General features: G+C 38.1%; 22 protein-coding genes. 16 read left to right on the top strand and 6 right to left on the bottom strand.

Annotation, left to right across the window (positions count from 1 at the left end):
* Window positions 1-129 precede the first annotated feature (129 nt).
* The gene (locus ACYVFA_RS04290) at window positions 130-678 is read right to left on the bottom strand and encodes a hypothetical protein (protein ID WP_460470568.1); all 549 of its coding nucleotides are present in this window, start codon (window positions 676-678) and stop codon (window positions 130-132) included.
* Window positions 679-743: 65 nt separating this feature from the next.
* Window positions 744-2,138, bottom strand: coding sequence for a BamA/TamA family outer membrane protein (locus ACYVFA_RS04285; protein WP_460470567.1), 1,395 nt, complete (start codon window positions 2,136-2,138; stop codon window positions 744-746).
* Between the two features lie 187 nt (window positions 2,139-2,325).
* Here ACYVFA_RS04285 and ACYVFA_RS04280 point away from each other — a divergent pair, with 187 nt between their 5' ends.
* Both ACYVFA_RS04280 and ACYVFA_RS04275 read left to right on the top strand, forming a co-directional pair.
* Window positions 2,326-3,540 carry an acyl-CoA dehydrogenase family protein gene (locus ACYVFA_RS04280; protein ID WP_460470566.1) on the top strand — a complete coding sequence of 405 codons (1,215 nt, stop codon included), beginning with the start codon at window positions 2,326-2,328 and terminating at the stop codon, window positions 3,538-3,540.
* A 10-nt stretch (window positions 3,541-3,550) separates the two neighbouring features.
* Entirely contained in the window at window positions 3,551-4,345 is a 795-nt protein-coding gene (locus tag ACYVFA_RS04275; protein WP_460470565.1) for an alpha/beta fold hydrolase, read from the top strand.
* Between the two features lie 101 nt (window positions 4,346-4,446).
* Here the strand turns inward: ACYVFA_RS04275 and ACYVFA_RS04270 are convergent, their stop codons facing one another.
* Window positions 4,447-5,652 carry a sensor histidine kinase gene (locus ACYVFA_RS04270; protein WP_460470564.1) on the bottom strand — a complete coding sequence of 402 codons (1,206 nt, stop codon included), beginning with the start codon at window positions 5,650-5,652 and terminating at the stop codon, window positions 4,447-4,449.
* Between the two features lie 206 nt (window positions 5,653-5,858).
* On the opposite strand from ACYVFA_RS04270, the gene rsmH reads away from it, so the two are divergent.
* From rsmH to ACYVFA_RS04200, 14 genes are all read left to right on the top strand, one after another.
* Window positions 5,859-6,767: a 16S rRNA (cytosine(1402)-N(4))-methyltransferase gene (gene rsmH / locus ACYVFA_RS04265; RefSeq protein WP_460470563.1), complete on the top strand. Its 909-nt coding sequence runs from the start codon at window positions 5,859-5,861 to the stop codon at window positions 6,765-6,767.
* A gap of 9 nt (window positions 6,768-6,776) precedes the next feature.
* A complete protein-coding gene (locus ACYVFA_RS04260; RefSeq protein WP_460470562.1) occupies window positions 6,777-7,760 on the top strand; it encodes a glycosyltransferase family 2 protein in 984 nt (327 codons plus the stop codon).
* 11 nt (window positions 7,761-7,771) lie between these two features.
* On the top strand, window positions 7,772-8,611 hold the full coding sequence (locus ACYVFA_RS04255; protein ID WP_460470561.1) for a glycosyltransferase family 2 protein: 840 nt from the start codon (window positions 7,772-7,774) through the stop codon (window positions 8,609-8,611).
* 59 nt (window positions 8,612-8,670) lie between these two features.
* Entirely contained in the window at window positions 8,671-9,588 is a 918-nt protein-coding gene (locus ACYVFA_RS04250; protein ID WP_460470560.1) for a glycosyltransferase family protein, read from the top strand.
* A 46-nt stretch (window positions 9,589-9,634) separates the two neighbouring features.
* Window positions 9,635-11,446: a hypothetical protein gene (locus tag ACYVFA_RS04245; RefSeq protein WP_460470559.1), complete on the top strand. Its 1,812-nt coding sequence runs from the start codon at window positions 9,635-9,637 to the stop codon at window positions 11,444-11,446.
* A gap of 28 nt (window positions 11,447-11,474) precedes the next feature.
* Window positions 11,475-12,824 carry an NAD(P)/FAD-dependent oxidoreductase gene (locus ACYVFA_RS04240; RefSeq protein ID WP_460470558.1) on the top strand — a complete coding sequence of 450 codons (1,350 nt, stop codon included), beginning with the start codon at window positions 11,475-11,477 and terminating at the stop codon, window positions 12,822-12,824.
* Window positions 12,825-13,015: 191 nt separating this feature from the next.
* Window positions 13,016-13,960, top strand: a complete 945-nt coding sequence (locus ACYVFA_RS04235) for a glycosyltransferase family 2 protein (protein WP_460470557.1) — start codon at window positions 13,016-13,018, stop codon at window positions 13,958-13,960.
* A 272-nt stretch (window positions 13,961-14,232) separates the two neighbouring features.
* The gene (locus tag ACYVFA_RS04230) at window positions 14,233-15,048 is read left to right on the top strand and encodes an exonuclease domain-containing protein (RefSeq protein ID WP_460470556.1); all 816 of its coding nucleotides are present in this window, start codon (window positions 14,233-14,235) and stop codon (window positions 15,046-15,048) included.
* A gap of 152 nt (window positions 15,049-15,200) precedes the next feature.
* Window positions 15,201-15,533, top strand: a complete 333-nt coding sequence (gene nuoK / locus ACYVFA_RS04225) for an NADH-quinone oxidoreductase subunit NuoK (RefSeq protein WP_116981554.1) — start codon at window positions 15,201-15,203, stop codon at window positions 15,531-15,533.
* Between the two features lie 79 nt (window positions 15,534-15,612).
* Window positions 15,613-17,556 (top strand): NADH-quinone oxidoreductase subunit L, encoded by a 1,944-nt coding sequence (gene nuoL, locus ACYVFA_RS04220; RefSeq protein WP_460470555.1) that lies wholly within the window; start codon window positions 15,613-15,615, stop codon window positions 17,554-17,556.
* 49 nt (window positions 17,557-17,605) lie between these two features.
* Window positions 17,606-19,054, top strand: coding sequence for a complex I subunit 4 family protein (locus ACYVFA_RS04215; protein ID WP_460470554.1), 1,449 nt, complete (start codon window positions 17,606-17,608; stop codon window positions 19,052-19,054).
* A 50-nt stretch (window positions 19,055-19,104) separates the two neighbouring features.
* A complete protein-coding gene (locus ACYVFA_RS04210; RefSeq protein ID WP_460470553.1) occupies window positions 19,105-20,505 on the top strand; it encodes an NADH-quinone oxidoreductase subunit N in 1,401 nt (466 codons plus the stop codon).
* Between the two features lie 26 nt (window positions 20,506-20,531).
* On the top strand, window positions 20,532-21,032 hold the full coding sequence (locus ACYVFA_RS04205) for a GtrA family protein (RefSeq protein WP_460470552.1): 501 nt from the start codon (window positions 20,532-20,534) through the stop codon (window positions 21,030-21,032).
* Window positions 21,033-21,173: 141 nt separating this feature from the next.
* Complete coding sequence (locus tag ACYVFA_RS04200) at window positions 21,174-21,356, top strand: hypothetical protein (protein WP_460470551.1); 183 nt, start codon at window positions 21,174-21,176, stop codon at window positions 21,354-21,356.
* A gap of 152 nt (window positions 21,357-21,508) precedes the next feature.
* Here the strand turns inward: ACYVFA_RS04200 and ACYVFA_RS04195 are convergent, their stop codons facing one another.
* The 3 genes from ACYVFA_RS04195 to ACYVFA_RS04185 all read right to left on the bottom strand — a co-directional run bounded on the left by ACYVFA_RS04195 (window position 21,509) and on the right by ACYVFA_RS04185 (window position 23,676).
* The gene (locus ACYVFA_RS04195; RefSeq protein ID WP_460470550.1) at window positions 21,509-22,447 is read right to left on the bottom strand and encodes a TIM barrel protein; all 939 of its coding nucleotides are present in this window, start codon (window positions 22,445-22,447) and stop codon (window positions 21,509-21,511) included.
* 87 nt (window positions 22,448-22,534) lie between these two features.
* Entirely contained in the window at window positions 22,535-23,260 is a 726-nt protein-coding gene (locus tag ACYVFA_RS04190) for an RluA family pseudouridine synthase (protein WP_460470549.1), read from the bottom strand.
* Window positions 23,261-23,343: 83 nt separating this feature from the next.
* Complete coding sequence (locus ACYVFA_RS04185) at window positions 23,344-23,676, bottom strand: LytR/AlgR family response regulator transcription factor (protein WP_460470548.1); 333 nt, start codon at window positions 23,674-23,676, stop codon at window positions 23,344-23,346.
* Window positions 23,677-23,730 lie beyond the last annotated feature (54 nt).

Below are 23,730 nucleotides of genomic sequence, written 5' to 3'. Positions count from 1 at the left end.
CTGTTTTATGAAATAAATTAAAGTTTGGATTCGAGTTGACTATTTTCTTAAAATATTTTTCTAAAAATATCAAAATTAGTCCATAAAAAACCCTCTAAGGTTATTTTTCTTAGAGGGTTGTTATACCAATTAAATCGATTTTGGTTGCTGAGAAAATCTTACTTCCAAGCCCCTATCCAATTTATTCTTCACAATCTTAATACTGACTTGTCCTGCGGGTTTAATTTTCCATACAAGTATCGGGTTTTCCGATACAGGCTTTCCGTAGCGCACTGAAAACAAATTACTGAGTTCCTGTTTCAGGTTTTCATTTGTTTCATCGGTGTTCATATAAATATCTAATTCAACCCCTGAAACTTTATTCTGGCTATTTTTTTCGTACAGAATATCAACAGTTTCCAGGTTTTCGGTATCAAAAGAATAGCCTACGTGTGAGTCTTCTTCTTCAAAAAGCTCGACCGTTTCTTTCTTTTTTACATCCTCTATTGAATCGCCAAATTTAACACCTCTTAAGAGACCTTCACCGGTACCCATAATGGTACGGGCCAGGTTCTGCACATTGCTTGCGGCAGGTGCAGTTGTTGGTGGGGGAGGGACATCTACTTCCACTTTTTGGGTTTCTTTTGGGTTACTACAAGCTAGAATAAACAAAATTAAAACAAAAATGTAAATTTTCATGAGTTAGAACTTATTGTATCAGTATTTAATCTATTTTTAACCGAGAATATACTTAAAAAATATTCTTAAAAATCTCTGGTAATCGCAAAGAAAACTCGCTTCTCTCCTAGACCATTTAATGAATAGTTAATCCTTCCGACCATATTATAAAAAGTTACTACATCAAGGCCCAAACCTGCTCCGGCAATAAGTGTATTTGCCAGGTGGCTGTTATTCAATGCCGAAAAATCATTCTTCACGTACCCAACGTCAATAAACGAATTTAAGTATGCCGCTATCGGAAAAGTATTGAATTGTTTTATCTTAAGATATTTCCTCAGATCATATGTACGGTTAAATAGCTGGTATTTCAGATTGGTTTTTAACAATCCGTATTGCTGCCCATCAACCACATATAATTCATACCCTCTTACCAGATCGTTACGATAACCCAAGCCTAAAGTCTGTAAAAAGGGTTGTTTTTTCGGAAACGACATTCTGCCTCTGACACTATAATTGGCATAGAATTTCTTGCCTAAAGGAATATATTGGGTAAATCCTGCCGATAGACTGAATAAATTTACATTATCACTGGGCAATAACCCATATTTAGTCGCTCCAAAATTTACCGAATAGCCATCTAAGGCGTATTGTCTGTTATCTCTTTTATCATAAATATAAGCATAACTCGCCAGGAAGTAATTCTGTTTTTGTTTAGCGTTTAATAAATAATTAGGGTTCAATACAGCGATGGTATCGCCTATCTCAACCTGCGTATAACTTAGCTCTAGTTGTTGGTTCTGATAGAATCCTTTTCGTTGGCTGAAAACCGAGTAAACGTATAATCGTTCTCTTTGTCTGCCCTCACTCTGAAAAAACTGTAATTTATCTTGCCAGGTGCGGTAAGCCATCGTTTTATTTAATACATATAATACTCCTACCGAAACTCTTTTGGTGAGGTCTTTATCCAGATAAGGAGTTGAGTAAGCTATTTCGAAATTGGGAACGAAGCCAAATTCAGCCCTGAGCTTTATCTGATCGTTATTACCAGTCAGATTTGAATGCCGGGCATATACACCATAAATCGTCCTTCGCAAATCCCGTTTGCGTTCATACCACCACTCATTAAAATTACGGTCAGCTAAATAAAAGACCGGGAAAGCAACAAAGTATAAGCGCTCTTTTACTTCAATTTCAATATCTATGACTGAATCGCTGATGTCAACAATACTTATATTGACCGTGACAAACAGATTCGTATTTACTACTTTTCTGCGGTCAATTTCCAGCACTTCTTTTAGTGTTGCTTTTTTCAGACTATCTCCTGCCCTCACTCCTACTTCTCGCAGAATAATTTTTTCTTTGGTTCTAACATTCCCCTTTATCAATATCTGGCGAACATATACAGAATCAGCAGCAAAGCTCTGGCTATAGCATATTTGTAAAAAGCAAAGCAGGAAAAAGAAGCTGAATTTATTCATTCAAAAGGGGTAGATAGGAAATTTCGTTTTGCGCCCAATAGGTAAAAGAGCATTTACGGTTTGAAAACTCAAAATTAAGGTATTTCTACGAAAAAATTGAGGAAACGTCCGGAGTTAAATTTTATAAATAAATACATAAAAGCTAAATTATTACCATATTTACAGATTCAACCTTAAAACCTGAATTATGGAGCGTTTGTTTATTACCGAGAAAATCAGCACGCTATTACCCCGAATCAAAGAATTTGTAGTCAATGAGTTATATCCTTTAGAAACTACCGAAAATCTTACACATAATTTCTCCTTCATAGAGCCTGTTCTGCAAGAAAAAAGAGCCTTAGTGAAAAAAGCGGGCTTATGGGGTTTGCACTTGCCCGAAGAAGACGGCGGCTTGAACCTGAGCCTTTGCGAGTTTGGACAAATCAGTGAGATTCTGGCTATGACTCCTTTCGGGCATTTTGTATTTAATACACAAGCCCCTGATATTGGCAATACTGAACTGATGCATAAATATGCCCCTGAGCACCTGAAAGACCAATACCTGAAACCTTTGATGGATGGGGCTATCAGAAGTTGCTTCTCTATGACTGAACCCGAATTTGCAGGCTCTAACCCCACGCGCATGGGAACAACGGCGGTAAAAGATGGCGATGATTATATAATTAACGGACATAAATGGTTTACGTCTTCGGCTGATGGGGCTGCCTTTGCCATTGTGATGGCAGTAACTAACCCAGATGCAGCACCACATAAAAGAGCCAGCCAGATATTAGTACGTACTGACACTCCTGGTTTTAAACTGGTAAGAAATATTCCCATTATGGGCCATGCGGGAGATAGCTGGGCAAGCCATGCAGAAGTAACTTATGAAAACGTAAGAGTACCTCAAGCTAACCTGATTGGTGCAGAAGGGATGGGATTCTTATTAGCGCAAGAGCGCCTGGGGCCGGGCAGAATCCACCATTGTATGCGTTTTATTGGCATTGCCGAACGTAGTTTTGAGTTGATGTGCCAGTATGCCGTTTCGAGAGAAATGGAAGAAGGCGTAGTGTTAGGAGAAAAACAATTCATTCAGGGATTTATTGCTGAAAGCCGTGCAGAGATTGATGCGGCTCGCTTATTAGTGTTAAGAACAGCCAAAAACATAGATGAGCAAGGAGCAGCAGCAGTACGTGACGAAATATCTATGATTAAGTTCTTTACAGCCAATATGATGCTTCGGGTGATTGATAGAGCTATACAGACACATGGGGCTTTGGGTATGACAAACGATATTTTATTATCACACTGGTACTCGCACGAAAGAGCAGCTCGTATTTATGATGGTGCTGATGAGGTTCATAAAGCAGCCTTAGCAAGAGGGATTCTGAAAGGTTATGGGTTGGATGTTAGAAAAAAATAAAATTCATATTATGAAAACACTGTTATTTATCTTCCTGTGCCCTTTACTAATTTTCGCACAAAGCGAAAGAGAGCCCTTATTTATTTCTTTTGATGGCACCAAAATCCATTATGAAATAACAGGCGAAGGTATACCCGTGGTTTTGTTGCATGGCTTTATGAGCAATAGCAAATCATGGAAAAGAGGGGTATTGATTCAGACCTTGGCAGATAATGGTTTTAAAGTAATCAATGTAGATTTAAGAGGGAATGGGTTATCAGACAAACCACATTCTTTAGAAGCTTATCAGGATAACGCCGAGCTCAAAGACGTAATGGCATTAATGAAGCACCTGGGCTTTAAGAAATATCATGTAGTAGGTTATTCAAGGGGAGCAATTCTGGCAGCTAAGCAATTGACCATAGATAAACACATTATGAAAGCTGTGATTGGTGGTGCAGGCGTCGATTTTACCAATCCGAAGTGGGAGCGTAGAAAAATGTTTGCAGAGGCATTCTCGGGGAAAGCTCATTTATACCCTGAAACCAAAGGGGCTATTGAAAGTGCCAAAAGAAATGGCGTTGATACCTTGGTAATGGGTTATTTACAAAAAGTACAGCCTACTACCCTACCCTCAGAATTAGCTAAAGTCAAGAAACCAGTGTTGGTTATCTCAGGCGACCAGGATAGTGATAATGGCGATGTACCTGCTTTGGCTAAAATGATACCCAATGCTACCCTGAAAACCGTTCCGGGTAATCATGGTAACACCTCTATATCAGAACCATTTGCGAAGGAGATTATGGCTTTTTTGAAGGAGAAATGATTATGTATCACGATTTTTTAAATTGTCTGTTTATAGTACAGTAGAATTTGACTGATATTTACAAGCGACGATTTATAAAATCGTGATACAAAGTCTATTAATCAGGCCACATCCAATATTATTCTAAAAGTAGTCCCTTTATCAATCTGGGTTTCTTTTACATACAGCCTACCGTCGTGATAGTTTTCAATAATACGTTTAGCTAGTGTGAGCCCTAATCCCCAGCCTCTTTTCTTGGTACTGAAGCCCGGTTTGAATATTTTGCGGAGATTGGCCTGAGTAATTCCCTTACCTGTATCTGTTACATCAATCGCTATTCTATTCTTATTCAGTGGTGATATTGTTACAAACAATTCACCTTTACCTACCATCGCATCAACTGCATTTTTGCAAAGGTTTTCCACTACCCATTCAAATAAATGTCGGTTTACTTCTACCATAGTATCACCCGGAATATGACTTGCAAAATGAACTTTTACTTTGGTTGAAATTCTTCTTTCCAGATATTTCAGGGTCTGTTCAACCATTTCGGCTATCTTCTCCTGACTCATTTGAGGGATAGACCCAATGTTTGAGAAGCGGGTAGTAATAGTCTCTAGCCTTTTCACGTCTTTTTCCATTTCGTCACCTATACTCGCATCAAATTCAGGATTGGCTCTTAGCACTTCTACCCATGCCATTAAGGCTGAAATGGGGGTACCTAACTGGTGAGCTGTTTCTTTGGCCAGACCTACCCATACTCTATTTTGCTCGGCTTTGCGTGATGAACTATACGCGATATAGGCTAGAGAACCGAAAATTAAAAACGTACCCAGGAGAATATAAGGGAAATAACGCAATTGCTTTACTACATCAGAGTTGCTATAATAGACTCTATATTTAGCTTTGAACAGCACAAACTCAATAGGTTCATGCTCTTGCTCCATTTCTGCTACTTTATTATACTTAAAATCTAATTTCTGCTGATCTGTCCATTTTCTGGTTTTATCCTCAAGTTCGGGTATATTTTGAGAAGTATTACTTGGAACCCCATTAATTACCAATAGCATTGGAACCGTTTCGTTGGCAAGTAATATCTCGCTTACATAAGTATAATCGCATGAACTATTAAGGGTTTGCTCAATAGTAAACTTTATACTTTCAGCGTAGAGCTTCGCATATTTTTTTTCACGTTCGTCAAGCGTTTCACCTAGCTGATTGAAATAATATAAGATACCAGTACCTACGAATAGCAATATAATAATTGCCGCAAATCGCCATCCCGTAATCTGCTCATAGATATTAGCAAACACCTCTCGTCGTGCCATGAAAATGTAGGTTTTATATAGTTTTTAGGATAAAGGTGTGTCTTTTTCTGAATATCATTTATTAGTTCACCGATATTCCAACGAAAAACCATCCAATTAATTTTGTGCTTTTCTGATTACTCAAAGATAGATAAACTTCTTATAAGACAGGAATATTTTCATTTTTCACTATTTTTGCAATTATTATCGATATTTAATTACTCCTTATGTCTGCCTACCATGTACCCGTTATGCTCAAAGAATGCCTTGATGGCCTTAATATCAAGCCCGATGGCGTTTATGTAGACGTAACATTTGGCGGCGGCGGACACTCCAGAGCGATTCTTGAACACCTCACTACAGGTAAACTCTACGGTTTTGATCAGGATGCTGATGCCAAAGCAGAGTCTAAATTGATAGAGAATAAAAATTTCAGCTTTATTGATGCCAATTTTCGTAATCTCAAGCAATATCTGCGTTTATTTGGCGTAAAAAAAGTAGACGGTATTTTAGCTGATCTGGGAATATCATCTCATCAGATTGATACACCTGAGCGGGGTTTTTCGACCCGATTTGATGCGGAGCTGGATATGCGTATGAATCAGAACGCTGATATCACAGCCAAAAATATCGTAAATGAGTATTCCGTTGAACAACTGCACAAAATTCTGGGTATGTATGGCGAAATACAAAATGCGCGTACAGCCGCCCAAGCCATTTACACTGCCCGATTGAACAAAAGCATAGATACTATTAATGATTTGAAAGGCGTCTTGCAAAAATTTACCCCTCGTGGCAAAGAAAACAAATACTTTGCGCAGGTATTTCAGGCGTTGCGTATTGAAGTAAATCAGGAAATGGCGGTTCTGGAAGAGTTTTTGCAACAAACGCCTGATGTTTTGGAAGAAGGAGCAAGATTGGTAGTAATGTCTTACCATTCATTAGAAGACCGACTGGTGAAAAATTTTATCAGAAGCGGGAAGTTTAGTGGAGAAGTAGAAAAAGATTTTTTTGGAAATGATTTAAAACCCCTGGAAGCCGTTAATAGAAAAGCAATTGAAGCCACAGAAGAAGAAAGACAACTGAATCCAAGAGCCAGAAGTGCCAAATTGCGAATAGCGGAGCGTCTAAAATAAGTGAATCAGATGGTAAAAGTAAGTGTAATGGTTCTGACGTACAAGCACGAAAAATTCATTCGTAAGACTTTAGATTCCATTCTTAGCCAAAAAGTAAACTTCAAATATGAAGTATTAGTCGGTGACGATGCCTCACCTGATAATACCCAAGCTATCATAAAGGAATATCATCAGAAATATCCTGATATTATTGTTCCGATGCTCCATGAGAAAAATCTCGGTGGCTTTGGAAAAAACAATACACTTGCTGCTTTAGCAGTAGCCAAAGGCCAATATATTGCTCCTATGGATGGTGACGATTATTGGACAGATGATAATAAACTACAAAAAATGGCTGATTTCCTGGACACGCATCCTGATTATGTAGCCTGTTTCCATAATGCAGAAATCATTTTTGATGACGATTCTCACCCCAACCAATTTGTCAATCCACCAGACCAGAAAGAGGTTGTGACTGTAGAAGATTTTATTGGCGAAGATGAAGTTTGGTTTATTGCAACCTCGGCTATTCTTTTCCGTCATGGGGTTATCAATCATTATCCGCAATGGTTTCATGAGTCTAAAAGTGGAGATATTCCTCGTTATATTTTATTGGGCAAAGGAGGTGGTAAGTTCAAATATATGAACGAGGTGATGTCGGTCTATCGTAAAAATCGCAATAGTGGCATGAGTTTTACTGACGGCTATGCTGATGCAGAATTTTTGAAAAACCGCATAGGTATGTATAAAGGTATTGATCAGGAATTAAATTACCAGTTCCACCAAACCCTCAATAAAAACATTGCCCGTTATTACCGCATGCTATTGGATAGCAAACAGTATGTTGATAAATACTTTAAACAAGTATTTGCGGCTATTCAATATCTGCGACTGGGGAAGCCTTCATCTGACATTACCAAAGAAATCATCAGAGAGTATATTTTCCCTAAATGGCTAAGTAAAACTTATAGTTTCTTTGCTCTATTGCCACATCGCATTAAAAACAACAATTAAAACCGCTACACATGAGCGCTACTAATCCTAAAGTCAGTGTTTGTATTCCTACTTATAACCATGAGCAGTTTATCCGCCAGACATTGGATGGAGCGCTGATGCAAAAAACTGATTTTGAGATTGAAATTGTGATTGGTGATGATGCCTCTACCGATAATGCTCCGAATATTATCAGAGAATATGTGGAGCAATACCCGCATCTGTTTAATGCTTTTCTACATACAGAAAATCAAGGACCAAAAGAACCGAAAGAATTTGCCGGACGCAACAATGTGCTAATGCTGTTGAAAGCCTGCAAAGGTGATTATGTAGCACTATGCGAGGGTGACGATTACTGGACAGACCCACTGAAATTGCAAAAGCAATTCGATTTTATGGAGGCCAATAAAGATTATATGATTTGTCACCATAATATGCAAGTGATTTATGAGGATAAGTCACCCGAACACGATTTTAATGAACCGGACCAGAAAATTCATTCAACGATACAGGATATTTTAGAAGACCGCTGGTTTATTGCTACTGCCAGTACTTTTTATCGCAATTATTTCCGCGACCATGATTTTGTAGATTGGCATAGCAGAGCCGCCGCAGGAGATTGGGCATTGGTATTACAGTTGGCAGCGCGGGGTGATATTCATTATATTCCCGAAACAATGGGGGTTTATAGAAAGCATCGTGGTGGACTAAGTAATGTGCAATCGGTTACAAATGTCGGGTTTCTGAAAAATCGCAAACAGATGTTTATGGATGTGAATCAATGGCTTGATTATAGATATGATGCGACAGTTAAGGAAACTTTAAGTCGATACGACGAACAAATTCAAGCATCCGAGCGTAATTTTTCCTAATTTTGTGACACAACCGTTTTTTAAGTAGATGTCCTCTACGTTTGTATGAGGTTTAATGTATGAAAATTACCATTGTTACTCCACTTTTTAATGACTGGGATTGTTTGTATCAGCTTGTCGAACAGATTCGATTAGTATTGACGCCTACTAAATACAATGATTACCGGATATTAGTGGTTGACGACTGCTCAAGCCTGGAAGTGGAGAAAGAGAAATTGAAAGGGCATCCTATTGAAATCTTACACCTAAACAAAAACCTTGGTCACCAGAAAGCCATTGCTATTGGTCTGTCTTACCTGAACGCTAATTCTAATGATGATTTTTTTGTGGTGATGGATAGTGATGGAGAAGACCAACCCGAACATCTGCCGATCTTGCTAGATGAAGCAGCAACCAATGGCAGAAAAGAAATTGTTTTTGCCCGCCGAACCAAGCGTAAAGAAAGTTTCCTATTCAAGATTTTTTACAAAGTTTATAAATACGCCTTCATTTTCCTGACCGGAAAGGTGATAAACTTTGGTAATTTTTCGGTGATTCCTAAAAAATTACTGGATAAGGTTACCCACGTCTCTGACATCTGGAATCATTATCCGGGTGGGATTCTCCGTTCGAGGCTTTTATATAAATCAGTAGGATTAGAAAGGGGCGTGAGATATACAGGTAAATCGAAGATGAATTATACTTCTCTGGTTATACATGGATTAAGTGCCGTAGCTGTTTATATTGATACCGTTTCTGTACGTTTATTGATTGCTATTTCATCACTTATCCTGATAGCCATTGCAGGTATTATTACCATATTTATTTATAGTAGCTATCTGCCTAGCTGGGCTGTGTTGATATTCTTCGGAATCCTGATGCAGGCCTTTCTAAGTGCTTTGATATTGGTTTTTACAGTACTCTCCTATCGGGTAAATTTTAATTTTCTTCCGGCAGCACATTTTCAGGATTATGTTGAATCTGTTGAACAATTTTAAATGCGCATAATCCCCAAAGTGATTGCACAAATACATCGACTTTTAAATGAAAAATAAAGCAGGTATATATTTTCTGATTTTAGCTCCAATCATTGCATTTTATGTTTTTGTGTACAAAAATGCGTTTAATATTGGCTGGAACGATGATTGGCACGGCATCGAGGGTTTTTTAGCTAGTTGGATGCAACAAACTACTTTTGGCGAAAAAATAGGATTGCTATTCTCACAAATGTGCGAGCATCGCATCATTTATGTAAGACTAAGCACGCTGCTTTGTTATAATATATTCGGTGAAGTCAATTATAAGATATTGATGCTGATGGGTGTATCCTATCTGTTGATTCTTCCATTTGTTTTCTATCGTTTATTGAAAGAGATTAATGTAGGGCTATCTTACTTAGTGCCTATTATCTTTATTATATTCAATACCCAACCTATTGAGAATATCTTCTGGGCTATTACTTCTTTGCAGCCTAATACGGTTATTATTTTCGGGCTTTGGGGCTTTGGTTTGCTCCTGTTCAATAAAAATGTCTGGGCTTTTTATTTAGCTAATATCCTGTTTTTTTTAGCCATGTTTACCAATGGCAATGGTATGTTCTCGTTTTTGGCTGCAACACCTTTGGTTTTATATGCGCGTACGAAAAGTGAGAAAATACAATACTTAGTTATTGTGCTTTTTAGCTTCTGGCTTTACTTCCATGATTTCAAGAAGCCGGGTATCAGACCTGATGTAATGGTAAATATCACCCAATTCCCACATATTATCTTGGGTGATTTCCTTGCTTTCTTTGGCTCGCCGATTGATAGTACTGTGCAGGTGTATGATATTACAGTTAAACACGTAGTAGCCATTGTGGTAGGTTTGGCCATGCTTGGTTGGTTGGCTATATTGCTGTTTACTTTCTTATATTATCATTTCTGGCCAAAAGCTAAAAAGGATATGCACAATTGGTTTTATAGATTGTACGAGAAACTATTGCAGTATCCGAAATTCAATTTGTATTTATTGGCGGCTTTTCTTTTTGTGGCTTTGAGTGGAGCGGCTTTTTCAGTATCAAGAGCAAGTCAGGGTTTAGAGCAAGCCTTTGCCAGTCGGTATAAAACAGTGTCTATTATTCTATTTATTGTATTATATCTGAGTTCGTTTAATATTCTGCCTGTTAGCCAGTGGAAAAAATACCTACAAGTTTCAATTGTAGTAACTCTGCTATTCAATCTCTTTTCTTATTACGAAAGCTGGGATGATGTAGAGAATCGTCGTCGTTTTTTTGGAACAACTATTCTTAACTGGAAAAATAACGGACGTTATTATTATTATGCTTTTGATAATTCCCGTAATCCAGACGATCATGCGCCTATTACGCAATACCAGAGATTACCAATTCCACCATACAATTATGCAGGCTTTGTGCCGGGTGTGATGAAGTACGTAAATGATATTCTCTGGATTAGCCGTGTGCATTTTAAAAACTATACTCCTCCGGCTGAAATTGATGTGCTAAATAAAGCTTTGTATGAAAATCAGGTGGCAAGTACAGGAGGGGAAACGGTTAAGGTGACCGATGGTTCTAATACTTTCCATATTGAATTAGATAATGTTTTTGTTCCATTCGGAACACGTTATGATGGTTATTATGCCATTTTTACGAATGACAAGAATCGTCTGGCTTTTCCTTTGGAAACACAAGCCAATAAGTTTACGAAATTCCTGAGTTCTCAGAGGTTCTATAATAATAAAATTGATGCAATAGTTGCCAAGCCTGATTTGCCTGGTGGACAATTCAGTATGAAAATCGGCAAGTTGGAAAACAACCAGTTTAAAGTCATTAAAGAACAAACAATTAGCATTCAATAGATAAATAAACTAAATATTAGCCTTCGATATGAAATTAAATATAATAGGTGGTGGAATGACCGGATTGGCAACAGCTTATATAGCGGCCAAACAGGGGATTAAAGTAACCGTGGTTGAGGGGAGCGATAAGTTTGGCGGATTATTGAATACTTTTGAAATTGGCGGCAACCAGTTAGAGCATTACTATCATCACTTTTTCACGCAAGATGCCGAACTGCGCTGGCTATTGAATGACTTAGGCATTGCAGATAAAGCCTTCTACAAGAAAACCACGATGGGGGTTTTCAGAAATGGTAAGATATATAATTTCAATTCTCCAATAGATTTGTTGAAGTTTAAACCTGTGGGAATCATTGGAAAAATCCGTTTTGGTTTGACCAGTATTTTCCTGGGAAAATTTGCTAAATGGCGTGAAAATGAAGAAATATCTACCTTAGATTGGTTTTATAAATGGGCAGGTAAAGACATAACTGATGCACTCTGGAAACCAATGCTTAATATCAAGTTTGGCCCCTATGCCCATCAGGTACCATTATCTTGGATGATAGGTCGTATGGCACAACGCTTAGGCTCTCGTAAAGAAGGTGATGAAAGCTTAGGATACATTCAGGGAAGCTGGAAAACTTTGATGGATGCACTTGTAAAGAAACTGGAAGAAATGGGCGTAGAACTCATCAAAAACGAACCAGTAGAAGAATTTAAAATTGAGAACAACGAAATAAAAAGTTTCAAGACCAAAAGCTTACAAATTGGAGGTGATGGTGATAAGTTTTTGTTAACCATCCCATCTATCTATTTTGATAAGATTAAAAACTCTCCACTTGATGCCAATGGGATTGAATATTTTGGGGCAGTTTGTACGATTCTGGAATTGAAGAAATCGTTGAGCCATATTTATTGGATGAATGTAGCCGATCAAGGATTCCCGTTTGGTGGGGTGATTGAACATACTAACTTCATTCCGAAGGAGCAGTACAATGGGTCAAATATTGTTTATCTATCCCGTTACTTTGCCATGAGCGAAGATCTGGCCAAAATGAGCAATGACGAAATCAAAAAAGTAATGATTCCGCCATTGAAACGTATTAACCCGGAGTTTTCGGAAGACTGGATTAAAAATGTATACATCTTCAAAACCAATACGGCGGCTACCGTTTGTGATTTGAACTTCTCTGAGAAAGTACCAGCTTCTGAAACTTCAACCAAAAACCTGTATATAGCCAATATGGCACATATTTATCCTGACGAACGCAGCACGAATAACTCTATCAGAGTAGCTGCTGAAGCGTGTAAGGTAATGGGTGTGAATAGTGATTTTGTTCCTTATGGCGCTTCACTTTCAGGAAAGATTGGATTTGAAAACAATTCTGAAAAATAATACGATAATTTTTCAAGCACGAAACTTTTGAGTGTTGATAAGCGTTTCTACATCATACGCGTTATTCAACGAAAGTCTTGCTCAATAAAAAAAGCAAGACTTTTTTATTTCATATTCTGCGGCATTGCCCTTTTGTGTTCCAAATACCCTATCTTTGCACTTCAAAACATTCGCACTAAGCCCTTGTTATAATGATTTCTATTGTAATTCCCATTTTTAACGAAGAAGAAAATCTCCAAAATCTTTATAATCGATTAACCGCTGCTGCTCCGTCCTGGGGAGAAGATTATGAAATTGTCTTAGTAGACGATGGCTCTCGTGATAGTTCATTGACTATGATGAGAGTAATGACCGAAAAAGATGCTCGCGTAAGAGTGGTGAAACTTTCCCGTAATTTTGGACATCAACCAGCCATTTCAGCCGGAATAAAAATAGCTAAAGGTGATGCCATTGTGATTATGGATGGTGACCTGCAAGACCCACCGGAAGAATTACACAGATTTCTTGATAAATGGCGTGAGGGGTACGAAGTAGTATACGCCGTAAGAACCAAACGCAAAGAAGGTTTCTTCAAGAAAATGGCCTATTCAACTTTTTATAGAATCCTTGCCTGGATTTCTGATATTGAGATTCCTCTGGATTCTGGTGATTTTTGTGTAATGGATAGAAAAGTGGTGAATGTACTGGTACATGAGATGCCTGAACAATTGAGATTTGTACGCGGTATGCGTGCCTTTGCCGGATTTAAACAGATTGGTGTTACCTACGAAAGAGCCGAAAGAGCAGCAGGAGAAGTAAAATATACTTTTAAGAAATTGGTTCAGTTAGCATTAGACGGTTTATTTGGCTTTTCAAGCTTCCCGCTCCGTCTGGCTACTTATATGGGCTTTATTATCTCTATTCCCTCGTTTTTCTTAGGAATTTTCTTTGTTCTGCACCGATTAATTGGCTTTAAGGTTTTTGGTCATGCACCTGAAGAAACACCGGGTACAGCTTCGTTGGCGGTAGGTATGTATTTCTTAGGCGGTGTCATCCTGATTATCTTAGGTATTCTGGGCGAATACATTGGTAGAATCTATATTGAAGTAAAAAAACGCCCTTTCTTTGTGATTGATGAAGTGATTGAGAAGAAATAAAGTTAATACGATATATCCTTTAAAAATGCCATTTCCACGCGGAGTGGCATTTTTTTATGTATAACAATTTTTCAAATCGTTCTCACAATATATAAAATTCCATATAATTTCATCAATCCGACAAATCAGATTAAGAGAAATTAGCTTCCGGTTAATCTAACTATTTCTCGCGGCAATTTAAAAATTCTGACACATTTATATAATTTAATTACAAATCCTCCAATCCGTTTGATTATTTTTTACCTTTGTATCTTTGATTTAAATGACCAATAATGCTTACTCATTCTCTTAAACTCCGAAAACCTCTTGCCGTAATCGACCTCGAAACTACCGGAGTGAACATTACCAAAGACAGAATTGTAGAATTGTGTATTGCCAAAGCCAAACTTGACGGAACGGTTGAAGTAAAGACAAAATTGATTAATCCGGGCGTACCGATTCCACCGGAAACGAGTATGATTCACGGGATTTATGATGAAGATGTGAAAGATGCGCCAAGTTTCAAGCAAATCGGTAGGTCTTTAGCACAGTTTCTTGAAGGTTGTGATTTGGCGGGTTTTAACAGCAATCGTTTTGATGTGCCGATGCTGGTAGAAGAGTTTTTAAGAATTGATGTGGATTTTGATACAAAAAACCGTAAACTGATTGATGCACAACGGATTTTCCACCTGATGGAGCCCCGTACACTTTCGGCCGCCTATCGTGTATATTGTCATAAAGAATTAGAGGGTGCCCATAGCGCCGAAATAGATACATTGGCGACACTTGAAGTACTTTGTGCACAGGTAGAAAAATATGAGGGCGTAAAGCTAAAAAATGATAAGGGAGAAGAATACGAACCAGTGAAAAACGACATGGACGTATTGCACCAGTTGACCTCGGCGAATATTGTAGATTTTGCCCAAAGAATGACACGTAACCCTAAAGGAGAAATCATGTTTAACTTTGGCAAGCACAGTGGAAAATCTGTTAAAGCTGTTTTAAAACAGGAGCCACAATACTATGATTGGATGATTAATGGCGATTTCCCTTTAGATACCAAGAGAAAATTAACAGAAATAAAGCTGAAAATGCTATTGGAAAAGTAATTTTTCAGGCTATAAAAAGCTTTTTTCTTAAGTAAATACTCCTATTTCCCTAAGAATTAACCCAAAGTTAAAATTGAGGTTGATAATTGTTTATTGATAATTGTTGATTATTTTTGCGAAAATCTTTTCGGAAAACAACCATAATTCTGCAAATGCAAAGTAAAATACCAGACATTATCCAGACCGTTCCTTTGCTAAATTACGTCTTATTGGCAAGTATTTTATTCATTATTGGGGTCGTGGGTGTATTGATACGCCGTAATGCTATCATCATATTTATGTCAATTGAGTTAATGCTCAATGCTGTTAACCTTTTATTGATAGCGTTCTCTTCTTATCGTGCCGATGCATCGGGGCAGGTTTTTGTATTTTTTATTATGGCAGTAGCCGCGGCAGAGGTTGCCGTTGGTCTGGCTATTATCGTGATGATTTATAGAAATATCCGTTCTATCGATGTCGGTTTGTTGGATAAACTGAAGTGGTAAGCCTCTTCATAATATAATAATAGATATAATAGTTTTTAAACCTTATTTAACATGCCTTTGAGGCCGGGGCTATTAATATATGTCAATCATTACTCTAATACCTTTATTTCCACTCATTGGTTTTCTAATCAACGGTCTTGGGTTTCGTAAAATTCCTACCAGCTTAGCCGGACCGATAGGTGTTGGGGCTTCTTTACTATCATTTATTGGTACTGTAATTGCCTATACCCAACTCTCTGAAACCAACCAGCCTATTCTGATCAATGTTTTCGACTGGATTACCGTCGGCACCTTGCAGATTAACTTCTCGTTCCAGATAGACCAGCTATCAATTATCATGCTCTTTGTGATTACAGGTGTAGGTACGCTTATACATATGTATTCAATGGGCTATATGCATGACGATGAAGGATATGGCAAATTCATGTCTTTCCTTAATTTGTTCTTATTCTCAATGTTATTATTGGTAATGGGTTCAAACTATATCGTGATGTTTATCGGTTGGGAAGGTGTTGGTTTATGTTCTTATCTATTGATCGGATTCTGGAATAAAAATACAGAATATGGCAATGCCGCCAGAAAAGCCTTTATCATGAACCGTATCGGTGACCTGGGCTTTCTGATTGGTATTTTCTTAATCATATTAAACTTTGGCTCGGTTGAATACACAGAGGTATTCGAAAAAGCCAAAGCCTTAACCATAGGCGATCCTATTATCATTGCTATCACAGGCTTCCTGTTTATTGGAGCCATGGGTAAATCGGCACAGATACCTTTATATACCTGGTTGCCAGACGCGATGGCGGGTCCTACTCCGGTTTCAGCCCTGATCCACGCGGCTACGATGGTTACCTCGGGCATTTATATGATTATTCGCTCGAATATTTTGTATACACTTGCCCCTGAAACATTGGAGTTTGTAGCCTGGATTGGTGTAGCAACTGCCGTTTTCGCCGCAACGATTGGTATCTTCCAGAATGATATTAAGAAAGTATTGGCTTACTCTACTGTCAGTCAGTTAGGATATATGTTTATGGCGTTGGGTGTATCAGCCTATACTTCAGGTTTCTTCCACGTTGTTACACACGCCTTCTTTAAAGCTTTATTGTTCTTGGGTGCAGGTAGCGTAATTCACGCTATGAGTGGGGAGCAGGATATACGCCGCATGGGTGGCTTGTGGAGCAAAATCAAAGTTACTGCCATTACCTTCCTGATTGGTACTATTGCAATATCAGGTATCCCTCCATTCGCAGGGTTCTTCTCTAAAGATGAAATTTTAGCCCATGTTTATGAGCACAATAAATTGATGTGGATATTGGCCGTAATTGGCTCAATGATGACGGCATTCTATATGTTCCGTTTGTTCTTCCTGACTTTTACTGGTTCATTCAGAGGAACACATGAGCAAGAACATCACTTACATGAGTCACCTGCTAGCATGACTATTCCTTTAATGGTTTTAGCGGCTCTTTCTGTGATTGGTGGTTTCATTGGTATGCCAGAAATATTCCATTTTCCACATGCTCTGGCAGACTTCTTAAGCCCGATTTATGAAGGCTCGAAAGCTGTTAATCCTGAATTTGGTGCACATCCAATAGACCATTCAACTGAATGGATGCTGATGGGTATTTCGGTAGCGGCAGCAGCTATTTCAATCTTTGTAGCTTATACCAGATTTGGTGGCAGCAAAAATGTACCTGTAGAGGATAGCGAAATTACTGGTGTACAAAAACTTATCTATAATAAATACTATATAGATGAAGCTTACTGGGCCATTTTTGTAAATCCTGTGAAACGCTTATCAAACATCTTTGCAAACATATTTGAGCCTAAAGGTTTTGATGCAATTGTACGCGGTGTTGGTAATCTGGTGAACTCATTCAGCAATTTGAGCCGCAGATTACAAGCCGGAGGAACAGGCTTCTATCTGTTTGCGATGGTAATCGGTATTACGATTATCCTGGGTATCAACCTGGGCTATCAGGTTCTGGAAACTATTAAAGCATTTGTTGGGATAAAATAATATCCAATCCCGACCGAACATTACGACTTAAATCTAAAACTCATTACGGATGTTAGCACTAATCCTTATACTAATTCCCCTTATTGGCAGTCTTCTACTGTTTTTATTAAGAGGTAGTAATGCTGGAGTATCAAAAAATGTAGCTTTATTGACTTCGCTTATTGAATTTGTCATTGCGGCCTACGCTTTTATCACTTTTGATTCTCAAACCATTATAGAAGTCAAATATGCCTGGATGAAAGATTTGAGAATCAATTTCCATGTAGGAATTGATGGAATCAGTCTTCTGATGATTGCGCTGACAGGTTTTTTAGTACCGCTTATTGTTCTTTCTACATTTAAGTATAGCTATAAAAAACACGAATCATTCTATTCGCTTATCTTATTGGCACAAGCTGCTTTGATGGGCGTTTTTATGGCAAAAGATATTTTCTTATTCTATTTCTTTTACGAGGTTGCCCTGATACCTGTGTATTTTCTGGCAGCTATCTGGGGAGGAGCAGATGCCCCGAGAATTACTTTCAAAATGTTTGTGTATACTATGTTTGGAAGTTTGTTTATGTTGGTAGCTGTGGTGTATTTATACGTAAAAGCCTCAACCTCCAACATTCAGGAGCTCTATACAGCTGCTAAATTCCTTTCACCAACTACTCAGAACCTATTATTCTGGGCATTCTTTATAGCCTTTGCTATCAAGATGCCTGTATTACCATTCCATACCTGGCAGCCTGATACTTATAGCGAGTCGCCAACTCCGGCGACAATGTTATTATCTGGTTTATTATCAAAAATGGGGGTTTATGGACTCATCCGTATCTTATTGCCATTGGCTCCGGTAGGCGTATCAAACTATGGTATGATAGCGATGATTCTCTCAATAATCGGTTTGATTTATGGTTCGGTAATCGCTATTCAGCAAAACAATATCAAACGCCTGATTGCATATTCTTCTTTTGCACACATGGGTTTAATGGCTGCCGGAGTTTTATCTGGTACCTTAAGCGGTATTCAGGGTGCTTTATTACAAATGGTAGCACACGGAATCAATGCAGTAGGTTTGTTCTTTATCATAAAAATTATTTATGACCGCACAAATACAAGAGACCTGAATTCTTTGGGAGGTATTACGCAAAACACGCCAGCACTAAGTATCTATTTTATGATTATTATGTTGGGTAGTGTGGCCTTGCCTTTGACTAATGGTTTTGTGGGAGAATTTTTATTGCTGAAAGGTGTATTTGATAAAAATGCCTGGTTAGGCGGTATAGCAGGATTGACCATTATTTTAGGTGCGGTATATATGCTACGTATGATGCAACGCTCTATGTTTGGCGAACGTAATGACGTGACAGCCAAGTTCAGCGATGTGAAAGGTACCGAAATTGCCGTTTTATTCCCGATAGCTGCCGTAGTGTTATTGATGGGTATTTTCCCGAATGTATTTTTGAAAATTACAGAACCTGCGGTTAATAGTTTATTACAACTGATTCATCCTTAATTTATAGTTCATGCCCGACAGTCGTGAACTGATAATGATCAATAGATATTATGTATCCAATACTCGTACTTTCTATAACCGGAATTATTACCCTCTTCCTAGGTTTTCTTAAATCTAAGAAAGTTTTACTTCCTGCTACCTTATTTTTTGTTGCAATTGCCTTTTTATCCAATCTGTACGACTGGAATAAACCGGGCTTGTATTTCAATAATATGTTGCAGGTAAATAACCTGACTATCCTGTTATCAGCCATTATTCTGCTTTCAGCATTTTTAATCATTGCCCTGTCGAAAGGATTTATAGACGATGATCATGCGCAACCAGCAGAATACTTTGCTATTTTGCAGTTTTCGTTGGTAGGGGCTATTATGATGACCGGCTATCAGAATCTGATTATGCTTTTTGTAGGTGTTGAGATTCTTTCTGTTTCGATGTATGTATTGACCGGAAGTGACAAAAGGAATCTGAGAGGAAACGAAGCAGCCCTTAAATACTTCCTGATGGGGTCGTTTGCTACGGGTATTATGCTGTTTGGTATTGCCATGTTATACGGTGCCAACTACTCTTTTAATATTGATGCGGCCCGTACGGTAATCGTACAAAACCAAATGGCAGGAGGGCGTTCGGTATATTTATACATTGGAGTTACCTTCTTATTAATTGGATTATTATTTAAAGTATCTGCTGCACCATTCCACTTCTGGACTCCGGACGTGTATGAAGGTGCTCCGACCATCTTTACAACATTCATGTCGACGATTGTAAAGACAGCCGGATTTGCAGCTATTTATCGCATATTAGAAACATCTTTCTCTCCTATTTATAGTTTCTGGTGGGTAATGGTGGTTATCATGACTGTGTTGAGCTTAATCATCAGTAATGTAACAGCCGTATCACAAGGAAGTTTTAAACGTATGCTGGCGTTTTCGAGTATCTCTCATGCCGGTTATATGTTGATGGCAGTAGTAGGATTGAGCAATAAAACAGATGGCTCAATCGTATTTTATTCATTAGCCTATTCTTTGGCTACCATCAGCGCTTTTGGTGTATTGATGGCAGTATCGAAAGAAAAACTGGTTGATGGACGCCCGGATGAGAGCATTACAGTATTAAACGGTTTATCGAAAAGAAATCCGTTCCTTGCCTTTATCTTAGCAGTTTCGATGCTTTCATTGGCTGGTATACCTTTAACAGCTGGCTTCTGGGGTAAATTCTTTGTATTCTCAGATGCAGCTTTCAGAGGACAAACCTGGTTATTGGTAGTAGCGGTTCTGATGTCGGCAGTAGGTATCTATTATTATTTCAAACCGATTATTGCCGCTTATATGAGAGAAAGCGAAGGCGAAAGAATTAACTTAAAACCTTTTTATAAGATAATTCTTGGAATCACGACTTTCGGTTCTATTCTGCTTGGGCTTTTCCCGGACTTATTGCGTAGCTTAATGGAATAAAAGTCTATTCTTTAAATCATACAATCTTGTTAAAAATATTAGAAAAAATAAAGAGTAAGGAATTAAGAAGTTTTATTTCTTTTTTCCTTACTGCCGTTTTAGGCGCCGGCACCAACTTTATTACACAAATCCCCTATAAATCTCTTTTTCTCTATCTGGGCTTTGCTGATAAGCCTGCATTTAATTTAAGCGTTTCTGCAGGTTATCTGACGGCTACGGTTGTGAGTTTTATTCCTGCTAAAGTTTTTGCTTTTTCTGCCAAAGAATCAGGCAATACCCGTCGCGAATCTGTTAAGTTTTTAATCATTGCATTGGTAGCCTGGGGAATTCAGGTAGGCATTTCTTCTCTTACCTTCGACCATGTGGCTAGCAAGTACTTCTCTCAATACTCCCTTTTTATTCAGGAAAAAGCTTCTCACGTAGTGGGCATGGGCTTTAGTTTTCTGGCCAATTATTTTGGCCACAAGTTTCTTACCTTTAGAAGTACGGGCATTTATGATAAAATAAAGACCCGTAAGACCAACTAAAATTGTACATTATCAAGATTATATTGAGTTCTTAAGACATATTTAAGGTAATTTTAAAAAAAATTTAAGAAACACTTGCATCATATCTTAAAATAAACTTAAATTTGCAATGCGTTTCAAACCTTAAAACATCATAAAGAAATGAAAAAAGTATTTGCAATCTTATTCGTAGCTGGTATGGCTTCTTTAGCCGCTTGTACATCTAAAACTGAAACTGCTGCTGATTCTACAGCTGTAGATACAACTGCTACTTCAGTTATGGCTCCTGATACAACTGCAATGGCTGATACTACAGCTGCTGCTGCTGATACTACTAAGAAATAATTCTTAATCAGATAGTAGAAAGGTCTTATTCGTGAATAACGAGTAAGACTTTTTTATTTTAAGATTTTCATTTAGCACCAATATAAAAAAAGGTATCAGCGTTTTTAATCGTCTGATACCTTAATTTTTATTTAAACTACACTATTTGTATTTTAGAAGTTATCACTCCATCTATAAGCTTCTATCAGTTTCTTCTCTCCCTCTATGCCTTTATAAGCATTTCCGTGCTCCATACCCATAATAAATTCCTGATTGTTTGCTTTCGATTTCTCGTAGATATGCTTAAACAGGCTTTTATAGTTTACCTCTCCTGTGGTTGGTTCATTACGGCCCGGCTCATCCCCTATCTGGAAATACCCGATTTCGCTCCAGCACCAGTCCATATTCTGTGTCATACGGCCCTCGTTGCGTTGCATATGCCACATATCAAACAATATCTTGCAAGATGGGCTGTTAACCGCCTTACAAATCATATAGGTCTGGTCTGAATTGCGTAAGAACAAATCTGGCGTATCGCTAAGCGGCTCCAATACCATAGTCAGGTTATGCGGCTCTAATATATCACAGGCACGGCGAAGTGCATCTATCACATTGGCGGTTTGGATACCTATTGGTAATCGTCTTTCGTAGAAACCCGGCACAACAGTTGCCCATTTAGCATTCACACGCTTGGCTACCTCAACAGAAGTACGACAGGTTTTCAGGAAATTTTCCAAAAACTCTTTCTTTCCGGTTGCTAATGATGTTTTCCAGTTGTCGCCACCGTCAATTACAAACACCCCCATTTTCATATTCAATTTGGCTAAAGTCTCGCCAATCTTTTTCTGCTCCTCTACCGGGCGTCCTAACATGCCATTATCCTCTAATGCCATAAAACCGTTATCAGCCATGAATTTTAACTGATCATATATGTCTTTTCCGGCAGAGTTTTCAAACATGCCAAAGTGCGGTGCGTATAAGAGTTTGTATTTATCGGCAGTGGTAGTTTTAGGCAAATTTTGTTGAGTCTCTGAGGCCAAAGCAGCACCCATAGGCAAAGCGGAAGCACCCGCTACCATAGCGCTCTTTGAAAGAAAGTTTCTACGATTCATTTGTAATAAATTAAGGGGTTGATTGATGCGGACAAATTACGAAAATATTGTCAATGAAGCGTCATATACCTATAAAATCCGGACTTCTTAATATAAGAAATCCAGATTTTCTGTTTTAATTTCTTCTGTTTCAAGCTCAAGGAATTCTTCCCAGAAAGGATTTTCAGGAAGTGGTGCTTTTATAAGGATTGGCTCTTTTTTAACCGGATGAACAAAATACAAACGGCGGGCATGAAGATTAATATTGCCCTCAGGATTAAGTCTTGGATAGCCGTATTTCACATCACCTCTGATAGGGCAACCCATAGTAGCCAACTGCACCCTGATTTGATGCGGACGGCCTGTAACAGGATTTACCTCTAATAAATGATAGTGATTGATTTCGCCGAGGTAACGGTAAGTCAATTCGGCCTTCTGTGAGCCTTTTACTTCTGTATCAAAAGCTTTAACTGTATTTTTCTCCTCGTTTTTCACTAAAAAGTGCGTGAGTTTACCACTTTTCTTCTCCGGCTTTTTGCCGACTACTGCCCAATAAGTCTTCTGAACGTCTCTTCTACGGAATATCTCGTTCATGCGCTCAAGCGCTTTTGACGTGCGGGCAAAAACCACTATACCGCTTACGGGGCGGTCGAGGCGATGTACTGTTCCTAGGAATACATCGCCTGGTTTGTTATATTTTTCTTTGATGTAGTCTTTTACGTAGTCTGATAATGTCTTATCTCCGGTAGCATCGCCTTGTACTAAAACTCCTGCTGCTTTATTGACAATTATAAGGTGATTGTCTTCGTAAAGAACATAAAAAGGCTGTTTCATATCTTTATAATTTGTTGCAAAGATACTCAACTTTTCTAAGTTAACCTATAAAACTGTGAGAGATAGCCTTTTATGCGTTTTATTTAAGCTACAGCAAACATATTCTGGCGTACCGTTTCTAATCTTCTGCGAGAAATGAGAATCTTTGTACCGTCTTTTAAAACCATGGTCTTGTGGTCAAAATTGAGATTGGCTATAAAGTTGACATTCACAATGCATGATCTGTTTACTCTTATAAATGAATGAGGAAGAATAGTATCATACATTTTGAGGGTATAGGACATTACTTTTTGTTTTCCACCATTCAGAATAAAGGTGGTATAATTAATATTTGCCTCTAATCTGACAATGTTTTCTGAAGCTTTGAAAAGTAGCTTATTGTGGGTTCTGTGAGGCTTTCTGATTTTAGTTTCCATGGCTGTTTTTGTTATTATTATGATACAAAAATGGCTGATAGTGAGGAACTTCTA

The sequence above is a fragment of the Emticicia fontis genome (assembly GCF_054779675.1).
The sequence above is the reverse complement of the archived record's forward strand: the minus strand, read 5'-3'. Positions and strand labels throughout refer to the sequence as shown.